The 21,786-nt window shown below is 36.1% G+C and carries 15 protein-coding genes and 1 other annotated feature; of the genes, 13 read left to right on the top strand and 2 right to left on the bottom strand.

The window, feature by feature from the left end:
- Positions 1-84: 84 nt before the first annotated feature.
- The 4 genes from GSH73_RS02060 to GSH73_RS02075 all read left to right on the top strand — a co-directional run bounded on the left by GSH73_RS02060 (position 85) and on the right by GSH73_RS02075 (position 5,369).
- Positions 85-1,260 carry a sugar ABC transporter substrate-binding protein gene (locus tag GSH73_RS02060; protein ID WP_014757096.1) on the top strand — a complete coding sequence of 392 codons (1,176 nt, stop codon included), beginning with the start codon at positions 85-87 and terminating at the stop codon, positions 1,258-1,260.
- A gap of 121 nt (positions 1,261-1,381) precedes the next feature.
- The gene (locus tag GSH73_RS02065; protein ID WP_038068431.1) at positions 1,382-2,881 is read left to right on the top strand and encodes a sugar ABC transporter ATP-binding protein; all 1,500 of its coding nucleotides are present in this window, start codon (positions 1,382-1,384) and stop codon (positions 2,879-2,881) included.
- A gap of 19 nt (positions 2,882-2,900) precedes the next feature.
- Positions 2,901-4,073, top strand: a complete 1,173-nt coding sequence (locus GSH73_RS02070; RefSeq protein WP_014757094.1) for a sugar ABC transporter permease — start codon at positions 2,901-2,903, stop codon at positions 4,071-4,073.
- Positions 4,074-4,202: 129 nt separating this feature from the next.
- Positions 4,203-5,369, top strand: a complete 1,167-nt coding sequence (locus GSH73_RS02075) for a pyridoxal phosphate-dependent aminotransferase (RefSeq protein ID WP_014757093.1) — start codon at positions 4,203-4,205, stop codon at positions 5,367-5,369.
- Positions 5,370-5,704: 335 nt separating this feature from the next.
- On the opposite strand, the gene GSH73_RS02080 is transcribed toward GSH73_RS02075, so the two are convergent.
- Positions 5,705-6,076 carry a tyrosine-type recombinase/integrase gene (locus GSH73_RS02080; RefSeq protein ID WP_269089280.1) on the bottom strand — a complete coding sequence of 124 codons (372 nt, stop codon included), beginning with the start codon at positions 6,074-6,076 and terminating at the stop codon, positions 5,705-5,707.
- 598 nt (positions 6,077-6,674) lie between these two features.
- Between GSH73_RS02080 and GSH73_RS02085 the strand changes: the two genes are divergently transcribed.
- The 7 genes from GSH73_RS02085 to GSH73_RS02115 all read left to right on the top strand — a co-directional run bounded on the left by GSH73_RS02085 (position 6,675) and on the right by GSH73_RS02115 (position 17,606).
- Positions 6,675-7,109 (top strand): chemotaxis protein CheW, encoded by a 435-nt coding sequence (locus GSH73_RS02085; protein ID WP_014757091.1) that lies wholly within the window; start codon positions 6,675-6,677, stop codon positions 7,107-7,109.
- An 11-nt stretch (positions 7,110-7,120) separates the two neighbouring features.
- Positions 7,121-9,169, top strand: a complete 2,049-nt coding sequence (locus tag GSH73_RS02090; protein WP_038068409.1) for a chemotaxis protein CheA — start codon at positions 7,121-7,123, stop codon at positions 9,167-9,169.
- Positions 9,170-9,200: 31 nt separating this feature from the next.
- The gene (locus GSH73_RS02095; protein WP_014757089.1) at positions 9,201-11,612 is read left to right on the top strand and encodes a methyl-accepting chemotaxis protein; all 2,412 of its coding nucleotides are present in this window, start codon (positions 9,201-9,203) and stop codon (positions 11,610-11,612) included.
- Between the two features lie 71 nt (positions 11,613-11,683).
- Entirely contained in the window at positions 11,684-12,496 is an 813-nt protein-coding gene (locus GSH73_RS02100) for a CheR family methyltransferase (protein ID WP_014757088.1), read from the top strand.
- 4 nt (positions 12,497-12,500) lie between these two features.
- Complete coding sequence (locus GSH73_RS02105; protein WP_014757087.1) at positions 12,501-13,556, top strand: protein-glutamate methylesterase/protein-glutamine glutaminase; 1,056 nt, start codon at positions 12,501-12,503, stop codon at positions 13,554-13,556.
- A gap of 128 nt (positions 13,557-13,684) precedes the next feature.
- The gene (locus GSH73_RS02110; protein ID WP_038068366.1) at positions 13,685-16,258 is read left to right on the top strand and encodes a transglycosylase domain-containing protein; all 2,574 of its coding nucleotides are present in this window, start codon (positions 13,685-13,687) and stop codon (positions 16,256-16,258) included.
- Between the two features lie 154 nt (positions 16,259-16,412).
- Positions 16,413-17,606 carry a M28 family peptidase gene (locus GSH73_RS02115; RefSeq protein WP_014757085.1) on the top strand — a complete coding sequence of 398 codons (1,194 nt, stop codon included), beginning with the start codon at positions 16,413-16,415 and terminating at the stop codon, positions 17,604-17,606.
- Between the two features lie 17 nt (positions 17,607-17,623).
- Here GSH73_RS02115 and GSH73_RS02120 read toward each other — a convergent pair whose 3' ends face one another.
- Positions 17,624-18,136, bottom strand: a complete 513-nt coding sequence (locus tag GSH73_RS02120; protein ID WP_014757084.1) for an ECF transporter S component — start codon at positions 18,134-18,136, stop codon at positions 17,624-17,626.
- A 189-nt stretch (positions 18,137-18,325) separates the two neighbouring features.
- Between GSH73_RS02120 and GSH73_RS02125 the strand changes: the two genes are divergently transcribed.
- Positions 18,326-19,030, top strand: coding sequence for a YjgB family protein (locus GSH73_RS02125; RefSeq protein ID WP_014757083.1), 705 nt, complete (start codon positions 18,326-18,328; stop codon positions 19,028-19,030).
- Positions 19,031-19,085: 55 nt separating this feature from the next.
- Positions 19,086-19,279, top strand: a binding site (T-box leader).
- A 47-nt stretch (positions 19,280-19,326) separates the two neighbouring features.
- The gene (leuS, locus tag GSH73_RS02130) at positions 19,327-21,771 is read left to right on the top strand and encodes a leucine--tRNA ligase (protein ID WP_014757082.1); all 2,445 of its coding nucleotides are present in this window, start codon (positions 19,327-19,329) and stop codon (positions 21,769-21,771) included.
- Positions 21,772-21,786: the final 15 nt, after the last annotated feature.

A 21,786-nucleotide genomic window follows, 5' to 3' on the forward strand; every position in this document is an offset into this window, starting at 1 on the left:
CAAAAAATGGTTTAGAGGCGAAATAAAGATGTTTGTAGAATATATATAAGCGAAAATATAAACAACAGAAAGGAGATAGTATTTATGAAAACATTTAGGTTATGGCTTGTAGTTGCTTTGATGATTTTCGCAACTTTTGCATTTGCAGGTTGTGGCAACAGCACAAATTCAAGCAGCACAAGCTCAAACAATACAAGCTCAAGTAATACGAGTTCAAGCAATACAAGCTCAAATAGTGCAGGTAAGTATTCAAATGTTGGCATAGTGCTTCCAACAAAAGCTGAATCAAGATGGCCAATGGCACAGAAGCAATTTGAACAAGCATTGCCAGGCGCGACGATTCTTTATAGTAACGGAGATACCGCTACTGAAAAGACAAACGTTGAAAGTCTCATATCTAAAGGTGTAAAGGTTCTTGTTATCGTTCCGCAGGATGCAACTGCAGCAGCGGCTGAAGTAAACGAGGCTCATAGTAAAGGTATCAAAGTTATTTCTTATGACAGACTTATAATGAATACACCAAATGTTGACTACTATGTAACATTTGACAGCGTAGCTGTTGGTGCAGCTCAAGCTCAATATTTGGTTGACAATGCTAAAGGTACAGGTAATCACTTGTATTTATATGCAGGTGCTCCTTCAGACAACAATGCATTCTTGTTCTTCCAAGGTGCTTGGAGTGTTCTTCAACCAAAGATTGCTGATGGTACATTTGTAATAGAAAATTCAAGTATTGCTGATTCATTAAAGAACACAGCAACACTTTCCCACAGTCAATTAGCTCAAATTATAGGTCAGATTACAACAAACTGGGATCCAGCAACTGCTAAGACATTAGCACAAGCTAACTTGGCAAAAGCAAAGGCAGATCAGAAGGGCGTTGTTTATGTTCTTGCTCCAAATGATGATACATCACGTGCTATAACAGATACATTCAGAGCAGACAAAGATGTTACTCAGATTTACTCAACAGGTCAGGACTTTACACAGGCTTCGTTGCAGTACATTTTGGATGGCAAACAGAGCATGACAATTTGGAAATCAGATGCAAAACTTGTTGCTGACGTTAAAGATATAGTTGATTCTATCAACAATAACGCAAAGCCATCATGTATCGTAACAACTTACAACAATGGCAGTGCAGATGTTCCTGCAACAAAAGCTCCTTTGACTATCGTTACAAAGGATAACGCTGAAAGCATTATTAATTCTTCAGGATTGTATAAAGTGGATAACGGTAAAGTTAGTCCAGTACAATAATCGACTGTTAATTATTACGCTGTACAATTTTAGAAGGGTAGGATAAACTTTTGCTTATCATACCCTTCGACTTTAATTTAGGAGGTGCAAACTCTTGAAAGACGCTGAATATATTCTTGAAATGGATAATATCGGGAAAACATTTCCTGGTGTTAAAGCACTTGATGGCGTAAACTTTAAGGTTAAGCGAGGAGAAATTCATTGTTTGGTTGGTGAAAATGGTGCAGGGAAATCAACGTTGATGAAGATTCTCTCAGGTGTTTACCCATCAGGTACATTTACTGGAAGAATTATTTTAAATTCTACTGAACAACATTTTAGAAGCATTGAGGATAGTGAAAGAGCAGGAATTGCCATAATACATCAGGAGCTTGCTTTAATACCGGAACTTACAATTTATGAAAACATATTTTTGGGACACGAAATCAAAAAAGGCCCGTTTATAGATTGGAATGAAACGATTATTAAAGCCAAAGAAGTGCTTAAAAGAATTCGCGTAAATATTAATCCTGAAACTAAAGTTAAGGATGTTGGAGTTGGAGTCCAGCAGCTTGTTGAAATAGGTAAAGCCTTAAGTAAAGATGTTAAACTTTTGATTTTAGACGAACCTACAGCAGCACTCAGTGAAGTTGATTGCGAGAATTTGCTGCAAATTTTAAGAGAATTAAAGAAACAAGGCATAACCTGTATAATGATCTCGCATAAATTAAAAGAAGTTATCTCTATTGCTGATACAATCACGGTTTTAAGAGATGGAAAGACAATTACGTCAATTGATGCTACTAAGCGCAAAGTTGAGGAAAAAGAAATAATTAAGTATATGGTTGGCAGAGAGATAGAAGATATTTATCCAAAGAGGGAAGGCGTTAAATATGGAGATGTATGTTTTGAATTGAAAAACTGGACAGCTTTTGACCCAAGCAAAGGACGTGAAATTCTCCATAATATTAATTTTAAAGTCCACAAAGGTGAAATTGTTGGAATTGCAGGGCTTATGGGCGCAGGGCGTACCGAAATGGCTCTAAGTATTTTTGGCAATACAAAACATTATATTATAAAAGGCGAATTATATGTTAATGGAGTCAAAAAGCATTTAAGCTCTCCTGAGAAAGCTATTAAAGAGAAAATTGTATATGTTACAGAGGATAGAAAAGGAAATGGACTTGTATTGATTCAAGATATAAAATTTAATATACCTCTTTCCAATCTCAAGCAATTACTGAAAGGGCTTTTTATTGATCAACATGAAGAAGTAAATGCTGCCAATAAGTTCTTTAATGAGCTAAATATTAAAGCGCGTTCTATCGAGCAAGTTGTTGGGACTTTGTCTGGTGGAAATCAGCAAAAGGTTTCTGTAGCGAAAGGACTTTTTACTTTGCCAGACTTGCTGATTTTGGATGAACCAACTCGAGGAATTGATGTTGGAGCTAAGTTCGAAATATATACAATTATGAATGAACTTGTTAAGAGGGGTATGAGCATCATAATGATTTCCTCTGAGTTACCTGAAATATTGGGTATGAGCGACAGGATATATGTTATGTCTAATGGTACTATGACCGGTGTTATAGACGCTAAGGATGCAACAGAGGAAAAAATCATGGAAATGGCTACGGCCTGATATTTTGAGGAGGGATATTATGAAAGAACTAGGTGTAATTCTCAGAAAGAACATACGTGATTATGGTATGTTTATTGCATTAGCTGTGATTTTCGTTTTATTTACTATTTTAACTAATGGTACGTTTATTTCTCCATATAATATATCAAGTTTGATAAATCAAACAGGTTATATAGCAGTATTAGCTACTGGCATGACGCTTGTAATTATTGTTAGGCAAATTGACTTGTCAGTCGGTTTCCTTTCAGGCTTTTTAGGAGCTATAGCTGCAATATTGATGATGAATTATCATGTTCCAGCTATTCTCGCAATACTTATTGTACTAGCTTTAGGTGCGGTTATTGGTTTATTCTTTGGTGTACTGATTGCAAAGGTTGGTATACCTGCATTTGTTGTAACTCTTGCGGGTATGATATCTTTCCATGGATTATTGCTATTCGCTACTCAGGCAGGCGGTACAATCAACATTACTGATAAATTCTTCAATGAAATAGGCAATGGTTTTATACCAAGTTTTGGGAAAATTGGCGGATTTGCAGTGTCAACTCTTGTGATTGGTCTAATTGGTATAGTGTTGTTTATTTATTTTCAGTTTAAGGCTCGGAATACAAAGAAAAAATACAATTTTGAAGTTCTACCTATGCCTTTCTTTATTGCTAAAATCGCATTTGTTGTTGCGTTGATTGCAGCATTAATACTTATTTTAGCAATGAATAATGGTATTTCTTGGACATTTGTTATTGTTTTTGTAGTTGTTTCTATATTTACGGTGATATTAAATAAAACAGCTTTTGGACGCCATATTTATGCTGTTGGTGGTAACCCTGAAGCAGCTGAACTTTCTGGTATCAATGTGGCAAATGTTTTAATTTATACATTTGTTATTATGGAAACTTTGACTGCACTTTCAGGAATACTTTTTGCATCAAGAATGCAAAGTGCTTCACCAACAGCAGGCACAGGTTTTGAGCTTTTGGCAATTGCCGGTGCATTTATCGGCGGATGCTCTGCAAACGGCGGTGTTGGTAAAGTTACAGGCTCATTAATTGGTGCTTTAGTTATGGTATCACTAACTAATGGTATGGACTTAATGGGACTTGGAAGTTCTATTCAATACGTAATACAAGGTATAATACTTGTTTTAGCTGTCGTATTTGACATTCTTACACGTCGTTCTCAAGCTGTTGGCTAATAAGGGTGCCTATAAAGGTGCCTGGCGGGTTTATCCCGCTTTTTTATTTTGCAGAAATTGTGATGCTTTAAATTGATGAAATTGTGTTATAATTGAATCAAGAGTCTTTATTGAAAGTGGGGGAGTGTAGTGGATTTCGAAGATAGAGTTTCAAGGCGTGCAAAATCTATAGAGATATCTACAATAAGGTATTTTTTTAATATGGCAAAAGAAGTGCCTGGCGCCATATCGCTGACCATTGGAGAACCGGATTTTGTCACTCCAAGGCACATAATAGATGCGGCGTATGCCTCATTATTAGAAGGAAAAACTGGATATACGGTAAATGCCGGACTTATAGAGTTACGGCAAGAGATATCAAAATATCTCAAAAGAAGTTGCGATGTAGAGTATAAGCCTGATGGAGAGATACTTGTCACAATTGGTGCTACAGAGGCTATTTACATAGCACTTAATACGCTTTTAGATGAAGGAGACGAAGTTTTAATACCTGAGCCGTCATTTGTGGCTTACGATCCATGCACAAAATTGGCTGGTGGCAAATCTGTTTTTGTTCCTACATATGAGAAAGATAACTTTGTCTTAAAAGCAGATGTATTAGAGAAATATGTGACGGAGAGATCAAAGGTTTTGATTTTGCCATACCCCAATAATCCGACAGGTGCAGTCATGCCTTATGAGGAAATGGTGAAATTGGCTGAGGTAGTATTAAAGCATGATTTGCTGGTTGTGACGGATGAGATATACTCTGAACTGGTATATGATGGTTTCAAACATGTAAGCATTGCATCGCTGCCTGGAATGTGGGAAAGGACTGTTTTGATAAATGGCTTTTCCAAGTCTTATGCCATGACAGGATGGAGGCTTGGCTACATAGCGGCGCCGGAGTATTTTGTAAAGCACATGACAAAGATACATCAGTATGATGTCACATCAGCATCAACACAATCGCAATACGCAGGTTTGGAGGCTTTAAGAAACGGCGATGGTGATGTGAAATTCATGCGAGAAAAATACGATGAAAGAAGGAAATTTTTGTACGCAAGCTTGATTGATATGGGATTTAAGTGTTTTGAGCCTAAAGGTGCGTTTTACATATTTCCATCGATTAAAGAGACTGGACTTACGTCGTTGGAATTCGCCAAGAAGCTTTTATATGAAGCGAAAGTCGCTGCAGTGCCAGGAAGTGCTTTTGGCGAGCATGGCGAAGGATACATAAGAATGTCTTATGCTACATCGATGGAAAATCTAAAAGAGGCAGTAAAAAGGATAAAGGTGTTTATGAAGGAATTTTAGGAAGAACCCATGGATATAAGTCCATGGGTTTTAAAATTTTTGCCATAGTAAAGAAAACATTTAAAATTATCCAATAATTTGTCAAAGATGAGATATACATTAACATACTAAATTGAATGTTTCATACAGAAAGAACTGCAAAGACACAAGGGAATTAACTATTTATGATATTACATGAATATCCAAAATAATATAAATTTGGTATGTGTGTCATGTAACAATATAATCATTTTGTTACTTATTACAACATATTCTCTTATTCGACAAAAAAATCTAAAATCCTGCATAATATAGAAAAATTTTAAAGATTTTATTACAAAATTTTTACTTTTTGCTTAAAACTGAACCAAAGTATATAATTCATCTTTTTGCTCTTGATTTACGCCAATATATCTTAAAGTGATTTTCTGAGAACTATGATTAAAAGTATCCATTATTAAGCCTATATTATAACGTGATGTCTTGTAACTCCAATATCCCCAAGTTTTTCTCAAACTATGAGTACCAAAATTCTCGACACCAACAGTTTCAGCGGCTTCTTTCAAGATTCTGTAACTTTGGATTCTTCCTATATGTCCGCCTTTATTGCTTGGAAATAAATAATCATCATATTTTAGACATCTTAATTTTATATATTTATCAATTTCCTTTTTTAATGATTCATTAATTTTGATTTTTTTTTCTTTTTCGGTTTTTTTCTCTTTAATAGATTTTTAAATGATTATTTTACTTAATGCCGTAGGAGGTAAATAATAAATCCAGTAACTCCTAAATTATTAAGTTATATCGAAAAATTCAAATCAAATGAAACATGTAAAAAAGATATAGATATATCTAAAAAATATTAAATTAATCATTTTAAATGCTAATGTATCAAGTATATTATGAACTTATTAAATGTAACAAAATGATGGAGAATTTTAAGTCATTTGATTTATTGAAAAGAGCAAACTTATCGAAAGATAAGGACGCGGATTTTGCCAAGACAGCCGGGTTGCCAGCTTACTAGTTGGAATGGGGCAACCGTGTGGTTATCCTATTTTTTATTTGTAAATCAGTTGTAATTAAAGAGAAGGTGGTGCATCAAAATTATATGAATATCATTGTAAAGTTTAACGAAATTTTAAATATTGTTTAAGATGGAGTTGAAAGTATGAAATGGGCATTTATGATTCAGTAATGGGACTGCATGACAGAAAATATGTTGAAAAAAGGCTAAGTGAACAAAATGCATAGGGACATTAAAAGTTTTGTATGATTTGCTTTGTAAACTTTGTTTAAATATTTTTTTGGAGGGAATTTGGTTTGAATGAATTGTTAGATTATCAATATGTTGTATATGAATTGTGTGGAGAAAAATATGCAATAAAAATAAATGAAGTGTATGAAATTATAAGATTAAAAAAAATTACTTATCTATATAACAGCAAATCATATTTAGAAGGTATTATAAATTTGCGCGGAAAAATTGTACCAGTCATTAATATACATAGGATATTGGGACTTGAAAATTATTCTGATACTAAATCAACACGTATTGTAATATTAAGATTTAATGATGAATTAATTGGTACAATCGTTGATAGAGTAATTCAGGTCGCAAAGTTTTCTGATATTCAACCGACTCCAGAAACAGTAGATGAAATAGATGGAAATTATTTTGAAGGGTTGGGTATTACACAGGATGGTGAAGTTATTGCGATAATGAAAGTTGATAAATTGTTAAATGCAGAATATTGACAGATAAGGGGGTGTGTAAATTGTATGATAGTCCGGAATTTATCAGAGCTTTTCTTGACGAAGTTGATGAGCAACTGGAACTTTTCGAAAAAAATATTTTGAATTTGGAACGTGATCCAAATGATGAGATAATAAGAGCTTTATTTAGAATAGCACACACACTGAAAGGATCGTCCGCGGCAGTTGGATTTGAAAAAATGAAAACCTTGACCCATAAAATGGAAGACGTATTAGATAGGATACGAACTGGTAAAATCAAAGTGACAAAACCATTGATAGATGTCCTTTTTAGATGTTTAGATGAGTTGAAAACTCTTAAAGAGGAATTTTCTTCAAAAGGTAATAACATAAAAACGGATATAACTTTAACATTATCGGAACTGCACAAATATATATCAGGTGATCAGTTGTTGAAAAAAACTGTAGGTGCAGAAATAAATAAAGAGTTCAAACTTGATTTAGAACAACAAATTCAAATACAACAAGCTGTAGCATCTGGTTTAAATGTATTTGTATGTGAAGTGAAAATAAAAAAAGATTGTGTTATGAAAGCTGTCCGTGCTTTTTTAATTTTAAATTTTTTAAATCAATTGGGTACCGTTATTAAAAGTGAACCAGATATGACAGACATGAATGACAATATTGATGTAGAAAGCATTTCGTATTTGTTAATTACTGAATTTGATAAAGAACAGCTAAAAGTTAAAGTATTAGATAGAATGTTGGAGATTGAAAGTTTTAATGCAGATTTATTTGATTTAAGTTTAATACAGAGCCAATCAGACAATGGGTGTAATGTGACAAAAGATAGTGGTTATGAAAAACAAAATACAAATGAGATAAGGAATAAGACAAATCAAACAGTTAGAGTTGATATAGGCAGATTAGAAAAAATGATGGAGATGGTTGGGGAACTTGTGATTGAAAAATCAAGAATTAGTCAAATTGTTAGTTTATTGCATGAGAGGTATAGTTCAGACAATTCTTTTGAAGATTTAGAGGAAATTTCGAATCAAATATCAAGGATAACAAATGAGCTTCAAGAATTGGTATTAAAAGTTCGTATGTTGCCGATCAAACAATTATTTAGCAGGATACCACGCTTAGTAAGAGATTTAGCAGATTCTCTGCATAAAGAAATTGAGTTAGTTATAGAAGGCGAAGATACAGAATTAGATAAAACCATAATTGAAGATTTAGCAGATCCATTAGTTCATTTGATCAGAAATGCTGCTGACCACGGGATAGAAGCACCTGATGAACGTTTAAAAGCGGGTAAAAATCCTAAGGGTACTATAAGAGTTAATGCGTATCATCAAGAAAATCAGTTTATTCTTGTAGTACAAGATGATGGGCGTGGAATTAATTTGAATAAAGTTAAAGAAGTTGCATTAAAAAAAGGAATAATTTCACGTCAGGAGTCAGACTTATTAAATGATAAAGAAGTTTTAGAGCTAATTTTCAAGCCAGGATTTTCTACTTCTCAAAGTATTAGTGATATTTCTGGACGTGGAGTAGGGATGGATATTGTTCGCAACAATATTAATAAGCTTAATGGAGTTATAGAAGTTGAAACAAAAGAATGGGAAGGTACGAAATTTATAATAAAACTTCCTTTGACGTTGGCTATTTTAAATGGACTTTTGATACGAATAAACAATGAAATATATGCTATTCCAGTGAGTAATGTTATAGAAATTGTACGGTTAAATGAGAAAGAAATAAAAAAAATTAAAAATCAAGATGTTGTGATTATTAGAGAAAGAACAATTTCACTAATTTGGCTGCATGATTATTTTAAAGTACGTAGAAATATAAGAAATAAAAATATTGTCATTGTAATATTAGGCATTGCTGAAAAGAGATTTGGACTGGTTGTTGATGAACTTATTGGCAATCAAGAAATTGTAGTTAAAAATTTTGGTTCGTATATAGGAAAACTCGATATTTTCTCTGGAGCAACTATTTTAGGTGATGGAAATGTAGCATGTATTTTAGATGTTGCTGGAATTGTGAAAACAACTGCGTTCAAAAAAAGCTATGATAAGGAATTTGCATAAGACATTAAATAAAATTTGAGGAGGTATAATAATGAGTTTTAAGGAGAATATTGCAAAAAAATTGATAAAAGGTACGACATATCATGAAAATTTAAGGAGAGCGATTTATGCCGCAGATAATATTGATAATAAACTGAGGAAATTTCTGGATATAACCAATAGGGCACTTAATGGACTAAAAGAACAGTCAACGACAATAGAATCAACTGAAATAAGTGCTGAAGAATTAATGGTACTGATCAATGATATAGAGAAAAGTTTAGATGAATTAGCGAAGTTTGTAGATAAAGCTAATAATTCTTTAGAAAAATTATACGGTATCACTGATCAAGTAGCAGGAAACAGCGAAAGCACAGCAAGCTCAGTGGAACAGATATCGGCGTCGATAGAACAGATAAGCAAATCGATAAAAGGAGTAGCAGGCAATGCAGAAAGCTTGTCGGCGTCGGCAGAAGAAACATCAGCAGCGATAGAGGAAATGGTAGCGTCAATAAATCAAGTAGCAGGAAACAGCGAAAGCACAGCAAGCTCAGTAGAACAGATATCGGCGTCGATAGAACAGATAAGCAAATCGATAAAAGGAGTAGCAGGCAATGCAGAAAGCTTGTCGGCGTCGGCAGAAGAAACATCAGCAGCGATAGAGGAAATGGTAGCGTCAATAAATCAAGTAGCAGGAAACAGCGAAAGCACAGCAAGCTCAGTAGAACAGATATCGGCGTCGATAGAACAGATAAGCAAATCGATAAAAGGAGTAGCAGGCAATGCAGAAAGCTTGTCAGCGTCAGCAGAAGAAACATCAGCGACGATAGAGGAAATGGTAGCGTCAATAAATCAAGTAGCGGGAAACAGCGAAAGTACAGCAAGTTCAGTAGAACAGATATCGGCGTCGATAGAGCAGATAAGCAAATCGATAAAAGGAGTAGCAGGTAATGCAGAAAGCTTGTCGGCGTCGGCAGAAGAAACATCAGCAGCGATAGAGGAAATGGTAGCCTCAATAAATCAAGTAGCTAACAGCACTGAAAATATTAAAAGATTCAGCGATTCGCTAAAAAGTGAAGCACAAAATGGCAGAAAATCAGTAGAAGAAACATTGTCTTCTATTAAAGATATTACTGATGCAATTTATCTAACAGGAAACGTAATAAATAATTTAGGGGAAAGCTCTGAGAAGATAGGAAGTATTACGGAAGTTATTGATGATATTGCAGAACAGACTAATTTGTTAGCCCTTAATGCAGCGATAGAAGCTGCAAGAGCTGGCGAACATGGGAAAGGATTCGCAGTAGTAGCAGATGAAGTTAGAAAGCTTGCCGAAAGAACAGCTACAGCTACAAAAGAAATAGCCGCACTTATAAAGAGTGTGCAAAAAGAAACAGAACAAGCAGTAAAAGCAATTGAGGTAGGACAAGATAAAGCTAAGCGTGGGACTGAATTAAGCAATGATATGAGAATAGCGATAGAAAGAATTGTTGAGGGCATAGAAAAAATAAATAATGAGATTAACGAAGTTACATTAGCCGCCGAGGAGCAGAGAAATCAAGGGCAAAACATAGTAGAAGCGGTAGAAAATATAACAAATCAAGCAGCACAGGTAAGTCAAGCGACAAAAGAGCAAGCAAAAGGAGTGGAAGAGATAGTACAAGGAGTAAATAACGCCAGAGAACAAGTGAGGCAAATAGCGGCGGCAGCGAAAGAGCAGAGAAATCAAGGGCAGAACATAGTAGAAGCAGTAGAAAATATAACAAACCAAGCAGCACAGGTAAGTCAAGCGACAAAAGAGCAAGCAAAAGGAGTGGAAGAGATAGTACAAGGAGTAAATAACGCCAGAGAACAAGTGAGGCAAATAGCGGCGGCAGCGAAAGAGCAGAGAAATCAAGGGCAGAACATAGTAGAAGCGGTAGAAAATATAACAAATCAAGCAGCACAGGTAAGTCAAGCGACAAAAGAGCAAGCAAAAGGAGTGGAAGAGATAGTACAAGGAGTAAATAACGCCAGAGAACAAGTGAGGCAAATAGCGGCAGCAGCGAAAGAGCAGAGAAATCAAGGGCAGAACATAGTAGAAGCGGTAGAAAATATAACAAATCAAGCAGCACAGGTAAGCCAAGCGACAAAAGAGCAAGCAAAAGGAGTGGAAGAGATAGTACAAGGAGTAAATAATGCGAGAGAACAAGCGAAGCGAATAACGACAGCCGTAAAAGAAATAAATGTAAATATCGGAGAAGAAATAAATAATTCAAATGTTGTAGATAAACATGCAAAACAAATTGGAGAGTTAATTAAAAAACAAATTTCGGAATTTAAACGAGTTATGATGCTTGTAAAGGAATTTAGCAGTTTATTAAGCTTAAATGGCAAAGATATTGAAAAATCCATTGATACTACTGAGGAACTTCTTAGCAATGTGGAACAAATAAAAAATATGTTAAGAGAGTTTGAAATATAATAATATACTATGTACTACTGAAGAAGTTCCATTCTTCAGTAGTACAATTTTTGTTTAGGGGATGGCAAAATATGATAGCAAATGGAAAGAATTATTTAGAGGATTTAGCAAATTATATATACGATTTTTGCGGAATTGATTATAAAAATAATTTAAACAATCTTAAGATGAAAATTGAAGCAAGGATTAAAGAATTAGGATTATCTATTTGGGAATATTTCGGATATATAAAAATGGAACCAGAAGAATTGGATGTTTTAATAGAATTAATAACTGTTAATGAAACGTACTTTTTTAGAGAAGAAAATTTGCTAGAAGAATTTAAAAATTCAATTTTGCCTGAATATATTAATTCTGCAGGTAATAATGTGCGTATATGGTCTGCTGCTTGTTCGACGGGTGAGGAGCCGTATACAATCGGCATGTTAATTGAAGATAGTGGTTTGTTTAATGGCCGCGAAGTTCAAATTATAGCAACAGACATTAATAAAAAAGTATTAGAGAAAGCCCAAAAAGGTCTTTATAAGAAAAATTCATTATCTTTTAGGAGAACTCCTAAAGATATATACGATAAATTTTTTATAGATCATGGAGAATATTATAAGGTTAGAGATGAAATTATCAAGATGGTGGAATTCAAAAGAATAAATCTCTTGGATAACGAGCTTGAAATGAAAATAGGGAAATGTGATATTATATTTTGTAGGAATGTGTTGATATATTTTGATGAACTTGCAATTCGGAAAATAATTAATGATTTTTATAGAATTTTAAATCCAGGCGGTTATTTGTTGCTTGGCCATGCTGAGTCAATAACTGGTGTGCATAGTGGATTTGAAGTAATCCACAAGCCTTCCGTTTTCTATTATAGAAGAAAGGGATGACATGATGGAAAAGTTTGGTGTTTTAGTTGTGGATGATTCGTCTTTTATGAGAAAGTGTATTACTAAAATCATAGAAAAGAATCCTAAACTTTATGTTGTAGGAATCGCCAGAGATGGATATGAAGCGATAGAAAAAGTTCAAAATCTTAATCCTGATGTAGTAACTATGGATATTGAAATGCCTAATATGAACGGCATTATGGCTCTTAAAAAGATTAAAGAATTGCATGATATACCTATTGTGATGCTGAGCAATTATACGGAGGAAGGTGCTAAACCCACTATAGAAGCGTTGGAGGCAGGCGCAGAAGATTTTTTTCTAAAAAGCGAGTTAATCAAGCAAGATGTTGATGATAAGGTTATCGATTATTTTATAAATAAATTGATAAATATTGTAGAAAGCAAGAAAGTGCAAAAGCAATGTTTAAAAATCAACATGGATGAAATGGTTAATAAGAGAGTTCTTAACAATGATAAACCAAATGCAAAGACAAATATAATTATTATAGGCACATCTACAGGAGGACCAGCCGCTTTACAATCTATACTGCCCAATTTCCCAGCAGATTTATCCGTTCCCGTACTTGTCCTCCAACATATGCCGCCAGGTTTTACTAAGTCTTTAGCTGAAAGATTTGATACATTCTGCCAACTTCATGTAAAAGAAGCAGAGGATGATGAAGTTTTGCAAAGTGGCAACATTTATATAGCTCCATCGGGATTTCAAACTACTTTGCATTTAAGAAGTGATAATAGAGTTTCTTTCAAAATCACAGACAGTTCAAATGATAACAATTTATATAAACCATCAATTGATGTTACGTTAAATTCTGCAGCACCGATATATAAAGACCATTTATTAGTTGCCATACTTACTGGTATGGGCAATGATGGAGTTGTCGGATGCAAATCAGTAAAAGAGAATGGGGGCCATGTTATTATTGAATCTGAAAATACATGTGTTGTTTATGGAATGCCAAAGGCTGTTTTTGAAGCTAAACTATACGATGTTCAAGTGCCGTTGCAGGATGTTTTAAAGGAAATATTGACGTATGTGTGATAATGCCTTATGTCAGCTATGGGTTTTTAATTATTTTTTAATAATTTCGACATTTGTCTGAAAATAAAATATGATATAATATGATATGGTATAATATTAGTATTAAAATTTTTTTGAGGGGATATGTTATGGAGAATAATACACAACTTAGGCGTAGTGATAGAAATAAAAAGAAAAAAAGCAAACAAAGCGCCTTTAAGAAAGTCTTCAATGTTGTGCTGTGGGGTGTCATTATATTGCTGTTGGCAGGCGTTGGCGCTGTTGGCGGTAAAGTTTTAGCTATAATAAAAAACACGCCTCCACTGTCGCAGGATGCCTTGACAAAGATGAAACAATCGTCAATAGTATATGTTAAAAACAGCGATGGAAGCTGGAGCCAAGCTGCAATTTTACATGGTTCTGATAACAGACTTTGGGTTTCTATAGATAAGATTCCTGAAAACCTGCAAAATGCCGTTGTGGCCATAGAAGATCAGAGGTTTTACAAGAATAATTTAGGCATTGATCCAAAGAGGATAATTGGTGCACTTTTGGTTGACATAAAGGCTGGTGGCAAACCTGTGGAAGGTGCCAGCACCATAACGCAGCAGCTTGTCAAAAATACTATGCTTACGGATGAAAAGACATTGACGAGAAAGATTCAAGAGGCTGTATTAGCATGGCAATTAGAACAGAAGTACACGAAAAAGCAGATACTTGAAGCGTATCTTAACACCATTTATTTAGGTGGCCCACATATAAATGCGTATGGTGTTCAAGCAGCAGCCCTTCAGTATTTTGGCAAGGATGTAAGCCAGTTGGATCTTGCAGAATGTGCTATGATTGCTGGCATTACCAACAATCCTTCTATGTACTCGCCTGATTCCAATATACAGCAAGCGACGGAGAGACAGCACCTTGTTTTGAGTGAAATGCTGAAACAAGGCTTCATCACTCAAGAACAGTACAATGCTGCCATAAATGAAAAGCTGCATTTTGTCTTTAAAAACCTTAATTTGTCTACCTACAGTCACGGTTATTTCATAGATCAAGTCATAAATGATGCTACAGATGCTCTTGTCAAAAAGCTTGGTATAACTAAATCTGAAGCATTAAACGAGATATATAATGGCGGACTTAGGATATATTCTACAATGGATCCAAATATACAGACAATAATGGAAAATGCGTTTAAAAATCCGAAGCTTTTCCCTGTAGATCCGACTACAAAAGAGGCTGTACAGGGCGCTATGGTAGTTATAGATTGGAAGACCGGAGAAATCAAGGGCATTGTAGGCGGTAGAAATACAAATGACTTTAAATATGTCACAAGAGGTATAAGCTTTGCCGACTCAAAGAGGCAGCCAGGCTCGTCGATAAAGCCTTTGACTGTATATGGGCCTGCATTGCAAAGCGGTCTTACCGCTGCTACAGTTGTAGATGACGTTCCTACAACATTTACGCTTCCCGGTGCAAAGCCTTATACACCTCACAACTATGAAAGCAATTATTACCATGGGTTAGTGACTTTAAGGGAAGCAATTACAGATTCGCTGAATGTGCCTGCTGTTCAGGTTGTCAACAAGATAGGCATAAATGTCTCTGCAAGTTACGGGAAAAAATTTGGCCTTGACATCACTAAAAATGATATGTACCTTCCAGCGTTGGCGTTAGGCGGTTTAAGCCAAGGTATCACGCCTATACAAGAAGCGGCTGCTTACGGGGCAATAGCCAATAAAGGCATGTATATAAGTCCGATTACTTTTACAAAGATTACAGATTCAACAGGAAAAGTGTTGGTAGACAATAAACCGGAAGAGCATGTGGTGCTAAGTGAGCAAAATGCTTATATATTGAGAAGCATGATGATGGACGTTGTAGATCATGGAACAGGTACTGCCGCAAAGCTTTCTAATATGGATGTAGCAGATAAGACAGGAACATCTGAGAATTCAGGCAACATTTGGTTCTCAGGTTTTACGCCTTACTACGTTGGCACTGTGTGGATGGGCTATCCATCATCAAATAACCCTGTGAAAAATTACGGTGTGTCGCAGGTAGGTGGTACTTTCCCAGCTCAGATGTGGAGGACTGTCATGGCACAAATACATCAAAATCTTCCACCAACACATTTTACAGATAAACCATCTGGAATAGTATATGAGACGGTCTGCAAAGATTCCGGAGAATTGCCGACCGATTTGTGCAGACAAGATCCGAGAGGGGACAGGACGTATACTGAGATGTTTGCTGCAGGCACACAGCCTACAGAGTACTGCACTGTTCACGTGTCAGCCCAGATAGACACATTGACAGGAAAACTGGCATCTTCCTGGACGCCGCCTTTCTTGGTGAAACAAGAAGTGTTTATCAATCCGCCAGGCAGGACGCCGGAGCAAAATGCGTACGCTGCTGATGGCAAATACGTGTTGCCTACACAGTCAGACAGTGGAAGCGATGTATTGCCGGGAAATAATCAGAACGACAATGGCTCACAAAATGGAAACTCACCGACAAATGGTGGTGATACTACTGCTCCTACAAATGGAACGGAACCGGGAAATACAAACACTGAAAGCACCGGACAAAGCAGCACATCCAGCAATGGCGGGCAAAGCAGCAGCGGCACAAATAGCACTAATACTAATAGCAGTGGACAAGGAAATTCTACTACGAATCAAAAAGGCATTGGAAATATAATAAATTCTATACTTGGGCACTAACAAAAACCATCCGCATAGCGGGTGGTTTTTTGCTTCGCTTCCTTTGTGAGCTTAACTAATCTTGCTATTGTGAATAATGTATCATCTCATAGGAAAAAATTATTGAAGGAATATTGAGATGTCTGTAGAAATATATAGTTAGGGGGCGAATATTATGAAAAGTATGGATTACTTAAAAGAGCTTTCAAGGTTTGAACACCGTGGTTCAGCCACAAAAAATGAAAGAAAGGCAGCAGATTACATCGCAGAAAAGCTTAAAAGTTTAGGCTATGATGTGGGTGTACAGGAATTTAAAACGACCCGAGACAATCTTTACATTTTGCCTCTTCAATTTGGTATCCTTCTTTTCCTCATGGGAGCCGCGTCGCTCGTATACGATAAATTTTTAAATGTTGTGGAGCTTTTAATTTCCATTATTGCAGTACTTTTGCTGGTTTTAGAGTTAAGCGGCAGGTCTTTTGAAACAAGCATAATGCCTAAGCACAGATCTAAAAACGTATTCACAAGATTCGAAAAAGATGGCAAAAGGAAAATAGTCATATCTGCCCACATCGATACGCAAAAGGGTAGTTTGATGTTCAGCCCAAAGATTGTTGGTAGATTAAAAATGATTTTCAATGTTGGGTATGTTGGATTTGCCCTTATACCATTGGGTATCGCACTTAAAGTGATGAACATTTCTTTTGTATCAAATGCTTTATTGGGATTAGGCATACTTATAACTTTTGCAATGATTGTATTTTTGCTTATATGCCAGTTAGGCGGGAAGTACACAAATGGCGCTAATGACAATGGTTCTGGCGTATCTTTGGCATTAGCAATTGCAGATCACTATGCAAACAACAAAGATAAATTTCCTGATGATGTGCAACTGGTTTTCCTCTTTACAGGCAGCGAAGAGACTGGCGAAAGGGGAATGAAATATTTCTTAAAAAAGCATAGAAGGCTTTTAAATAGTGATACGCAGTTTGTAATACTGGATAATCTTGGAGCAGGAAAGTTGACATACCTTGAAGGAGAAGGCATGTTAATATACAGGAAAGCGGGCAAAATGCTTTTAGACGTTGCAGATCTTATGGCAAAAGAGTATCCAAAAAATACGGTTCAGAGAAGGAGAAACCTGCTTTTGCCTACAGATGCACTGCCTGTTTTAGCAAGTGGATTCGACGCTATAGCCTTTTTATCCATGGATGAAGACGGATCTATAAAAAATTATCATTGGTTTACAGATACTATAGAAAACGTGGATTCGAAGCTTTTAAGATATGAAGAAAGCTTTTTGATAGAGTACATCTTAAGGGTGTCAAATAAAATTAGCAATTTAAAAAACGTTGAAGCAATTGAGTAGGAGTAGGGATATACCACCTACTCCTTTGATTTATTGAAATAGCCTGTCAGGATGAATATTAAAAAGATGGATAGTATTCCACCGATTATAGCAGTAGCTAACTGCGGGAATGTAAAGGCTGCTGCAATTTTTTGCGGGACTTTGATGCCAAACATTACGAGGATGTACTTTACGGAAGCTGCAAGCCATAAAAATTTTACAACTGCACCTACTATCATGCCTATGATGTTGTTTTTAATAGCCGAGAAAAGCACTACGTACAGTGCATTTCCAATCATTATAAACGGTATAAGTATTGGAAAGCCCATAAGTCCTACTAAAAACGCGATAATTGGCGTCAAAAGCCCTATTGTGATGCCAGACCAGATTCCTACGAAATAAGCCGATACAATAAGCATCGCATTTACGATTGAACCTGTTACAAGCTGCGGCATCTTGATGAATTGTATGATTATAGTCAATGCCAGTAAAATAGCGGTTCTTGTTATAAATTTTGCGTCAAATTTTTTGGGTGATGTACTGTTTACCATGATATCACCTCCAATATCAATCTATTTAACTATATTTTAACACTATAGTGTAATGTTGTTAAGCAATTATCAATAAAGTATTAAAAATATTAATTATGTATTAAATCTATCTTAGAGTCATTGACGAAAGGCACTGGGCAAGGTTATCATTTGTGTGGGGGAGTAAATAAAAAAATTGGAGGCTTGATGATGAGAAAATACAGTTTATTGATAGCACTTGTTGTTATCGCATCGGTTTTTACTGGCTACCTGCTTTATAGCAATTTCAATACAAAGCAAAGGGAAAATCAACAATCGCAAAGCCAAAAAACCGCAACAAATGATATTTCTGCTTCTGATAATAATACAAATGATGTGGAAAATAGCAGCAACGACAGCAATAATGATAATGGCAGCAAACAAGATGAGAATTCTGTTTCGGAAAATCGCAACGGTGATCTGATAAATCAAATAGTAAGCCTTGCAAAAGAAGGTAAAGTAATAAACTGCGATTTTGTCACAGGCAAAACTACTATAGATGACATAGAAAAGGTGTATGGAAACCCTGACAAGCAAGAGTACATTTCGTCTGCAAAAGGAACTTATACAACTTTTACCAAAAAGGATCTTGTATTTGGATTTAATAAAGGAATGCAGGTTTTTGAAACCAGATCATTTGATCCAAGATTACAAGCTATTTCAAGAAGCGATATTGAAAATGTATTGGGGAAAGCTCCGTATAAAGCTACTGTAAGCGGCACTCCAAATCAAACTGTTTTAGGATATACGATGAATTCTGACTACAAGCTTGAATTTGTCATATCAGATACGACGAATCTTGTTGATCATGTAAATGTGCTGTATCCTGATGCAACAGTTAATTCAATGGCAGACGATCCAGGACGCAAATGGTAATCTATCTTGTTGCATTTTAAGAGCATTTGTAATAAAATATTGGTAAATATATATTGTTAATGCAATGATGTGGAGTAGTAAGCTAAGACTTTTTCAGAGAGCCTTGTGACGGTGAGAAAAGGCATTGTGTTAGCTGAACTCGCCATTGAGCATGCATATTAAAAGTATGCACGGTTGTACCGTTATATGGAACAAGTGGGCTTGCGTCAAAAAGAGTGGTACCACGGAAGCGATGCTTTCGTCTCTTTATGATGTGAAGCCTTTTTTATGCAAAAAATATTAATAGGAGTGAGAAGATGGCTTATTCAAGGGATATTGATAAAAAATGGCAAAAAAAGTGGGAAGATACAAAACTATACAAATTTAATCCGGATAACATCGACAAAAAATTGTACTGCCTTGAGATGTTTTCATATCCGTCAGGCGCTAAGCTTCACGCAGGGCATTGGTATAACTACGGGCCTGCTGATTCATGGGCAAGGATGAAAAGGATGCAAGGATATGAAGTCTTTCATCCAATGGGTTTTGACGCGTTTGGATTGCCGGCAGAAAACTACGCCATAAAGACAGGCATACATCCACAGGATTCCACGCTTCAAAACATAAAGACGATGGAAAGACAGTTAAGAGAGATGGGCGCCACATTTGATTGGGATTATGAGGTTATAACCTGTTTGCCAGATTACTACAAATGGACACAGTGGGTTTTCTTGCAACTGTATAAAAAAGGGTTGGCTTACAGGAAAAAGGCTCCTGTCAATTGGTGTCCAAGCTGCAAGACAGTCCTTGCAAATGAGCAAGTTGTAGAAGGCACTTGTGAAAGATGCGGTTCTGAAGTGACTAAAAAGGATTTGACTCAGTGGTTTTTGAAAATAACTGAATATGCAGAAGAACTTTTAGATAAGCTTGATGAGCTGGACTGGCCTGAAAAGACGAAAATGATGCAGAGAAACTGGATAGGAAAATCTGACGGTGCTGAGATAGAATTTAAAGTCGACGGAAAAGACATATCGTTTAAAGTTTTTACAACAAGAGCTGACACGCTATACGGTGTTACATATGTGGTCTTGGCTCCAGAAAATGAAATAGTAGATCTCATAACGACAGATGAACACAGGAGAAATGTAGAGGATTATAAAGAATACGCCAAAAAGCAAAGCGAGATAGAGAGGCTTTCGACGGAAAAAGAGAAGACAGGTGTATTTACAGGAGCGTATGCTATCCATCCTATCACAGGCGAAAGAGTGCCTATATGGATATCCGATTACGTTCTTGCCACATACGGGACAGGCTGTGTAATGGCTGTACCTGCCCATGATGAGAGAGATTATGCATTTGCAAAGAAATACGACTTGCCAATAAAGAGAGTCATCAAGGGGAATGATGGGGTAGATGACTCACTGCCATTTGTTGAATACGGTATTCTTGTAGACAGTGGCGACTTTACAGGAAGCAAATCAGAAGATGCAAGGATAGAAATAGTGAAGACGCTTGAGAAAGAAGGCAAAGGAGCTCTTAAGGTAAACTACAGGTTAAGGGATTGGCTTGTATCAAGGCAAAGATATTGGGGAGCGCCTATACCAATAATACATTGCGAGAAATGCGGTTTGGTACCAGTGCCCGAAGAAGATCTGCCGGTGTTATTACCTTACAATGTGGAGTTTTCTCCAGATGGGGAATCACCCCTTAAAAAATCTGAGGAGTTTATGAATACTACATGCCCTAAATGCGGTGGCAAAGCATTGAGAGACCCTGATACACTTGATACATTCGTCGATTCATCGTGGTACTTCTTAAGGTATCCTGACAACAAAAACGAGAAAGAGCCTTTCAACAAAGAGCTCATTGATAAGATGCTTCCGGTTGACAAATATATAGGCGGTGCTGAGCATGCATGTATGCATCTTTTGTACGCCAGATTCGTCACTAAGGCATTGAGAGACTTAGGATATCTTGATTTCGATGAACCTTTTAAATCTCTCATACATCAGGGAATAATTTTAGGGCCTGATGGAAACAAGATGAGCAAATCAAGAGGCAATACAATATCACCTGATGAATACATTAATGAATATGGATCGGACGTATTTAGAATGTACTTGATGTTTGGATTTGCCTTTACTGAAGGGGGCCCGTGGAATGATGACGGTATAAAAGCTATGTCACGCTTCATACAGAGAATTGAAAGGCTTGTAGACAAATTCATAGAGGATAAAGGCAAAGAAAGTAAAGATGAGATTTCAAAAGATGAGAAGGAACTTAACTATGTGAGAAATTATACGATAAAGAGCGTAACAGAAGATGCCGAAAAGTTCCAGTTTAATACTGCTATAGCAAGGATAATGGAGCTTGTAAATGCCCTTTATAAATACGATGCTGACGTGGAAATCAAAAACACAAGATTGTACGAGGAAACTGTAGCAGATCTTATAAGGCTTTTGGCACCTTTTGCGCCACATTTTGCAGAAGAGATGTGGGAGAAAATAGGATACGGCTATTCTGTTTTTAATCAAAAATGGCCAAAATACGATGAAAAAGCGTTAGTGAAAGATGCCATTGAGATAGCTGTGCAGGTCAATGGGAAGGTAAGAGGAAGACTTGAAATTTCTCCAGATGCAAGCGAAAAAGAAATTCAGGATACGGCGCTTTCAGCAGAAAGCATAAAACAATACATTGATGGTAAAGAAATAGTTAAAATCGTTGTTGTAAAAGGCAGGCTTGTGAATATAGTCGTAAAATAGGCAGTTATACACTGC

This window comes from Thermoanaerobacterium aotearoense, assembly GCF_009905255.1.
Classification (GTDB): Bacteria; Bacillota; Thermoanaerobacteria; order Thermoanaerobacterales; family Thermoanaerobacteraceae; genus Thermoanaerobacterium; species Thermoanaerobacterium aotearoense.

Excerpts from the sequence above, each read along its gene's own strand:
- GSH73_RS02070 (WP_014757094.1), top strand. The coding sequence starts at position 2,901 with ATGAAAGAACTAGGTGTAATTCTCAGAAAGAACATACGTGATTATGGT.
- GSH73_RS02060 (WP_014757096.1), top strand. The coding sequence starts at position 85 with ATGAAAACATTTAGGTTATGGCTTGTAGTTGCTTTGATGATTTTCGCA.
- GSH73_RS02125 (WP_014757083.1), top strand. The coding sequence starts at position 18,326 with ATGAGAAAATACAGTTTATTGATAGCACTTGTTGTTATCGCATCGGTT.
- GSH73_RS02115 (WP_014757085.1), top strand. The coding sequence starts at position 16,413 with ATGAAAAGTATGGATTACTTAAAAGAGCTTTCAAGGTTTGAACACCGT.
- GSH73_RS02095 (WP_014757089.1), top strand. The coding sequence starts at position 9,201 with ATGAGTTTTAAGGAGAATATTGCAAAAAAATTGATAAAAGGTACGACA.
- GSH73_RS02065 (WP_038068431.1), top strand. The coding sequence starts at position 1,382 with ATGGATAATATCGGGAAAACATTTCCTGGTGTTAAAGCACTTGATGGC.
- GSH73_RS02105 (WP_014757087.1), top strand. The coding sequence starts at position 12,501 with ATGGAAAAGTTTGGTGTTTTAGTTGTGGATGATTCGTCTTTTATGAGA.
- GSH73_RS02120 (WP_014757084.1), bottom strand. The coding sequence starts at position 18,136 with ATGGTAAACAGTACATCACCCAAAAAATTTGACGCAAAATTTATAACA.
- GSH73_RS02110 (WP_038068366.1), top strand. The coding sequence starts at position 13,685 with ATGGAGAATAATACACAACTTAGGCGTAGTGATAGAAATAAAAAGAAA.
- leuS (WP_014757082.1), top strand. The coding sequence starts at position 19,327 with ATGGCTTATTCAAGGGATATTGATAAAAAATGGCAAAAAAAGTGGGAA.
- GSH73_RS02100 (WP_014757088.1), top strand. The coding sequence starts at position 11,684 with ATGATAGCAAATGGAAAGAATTATTTAGAGGATTTAGCAAATTATATA.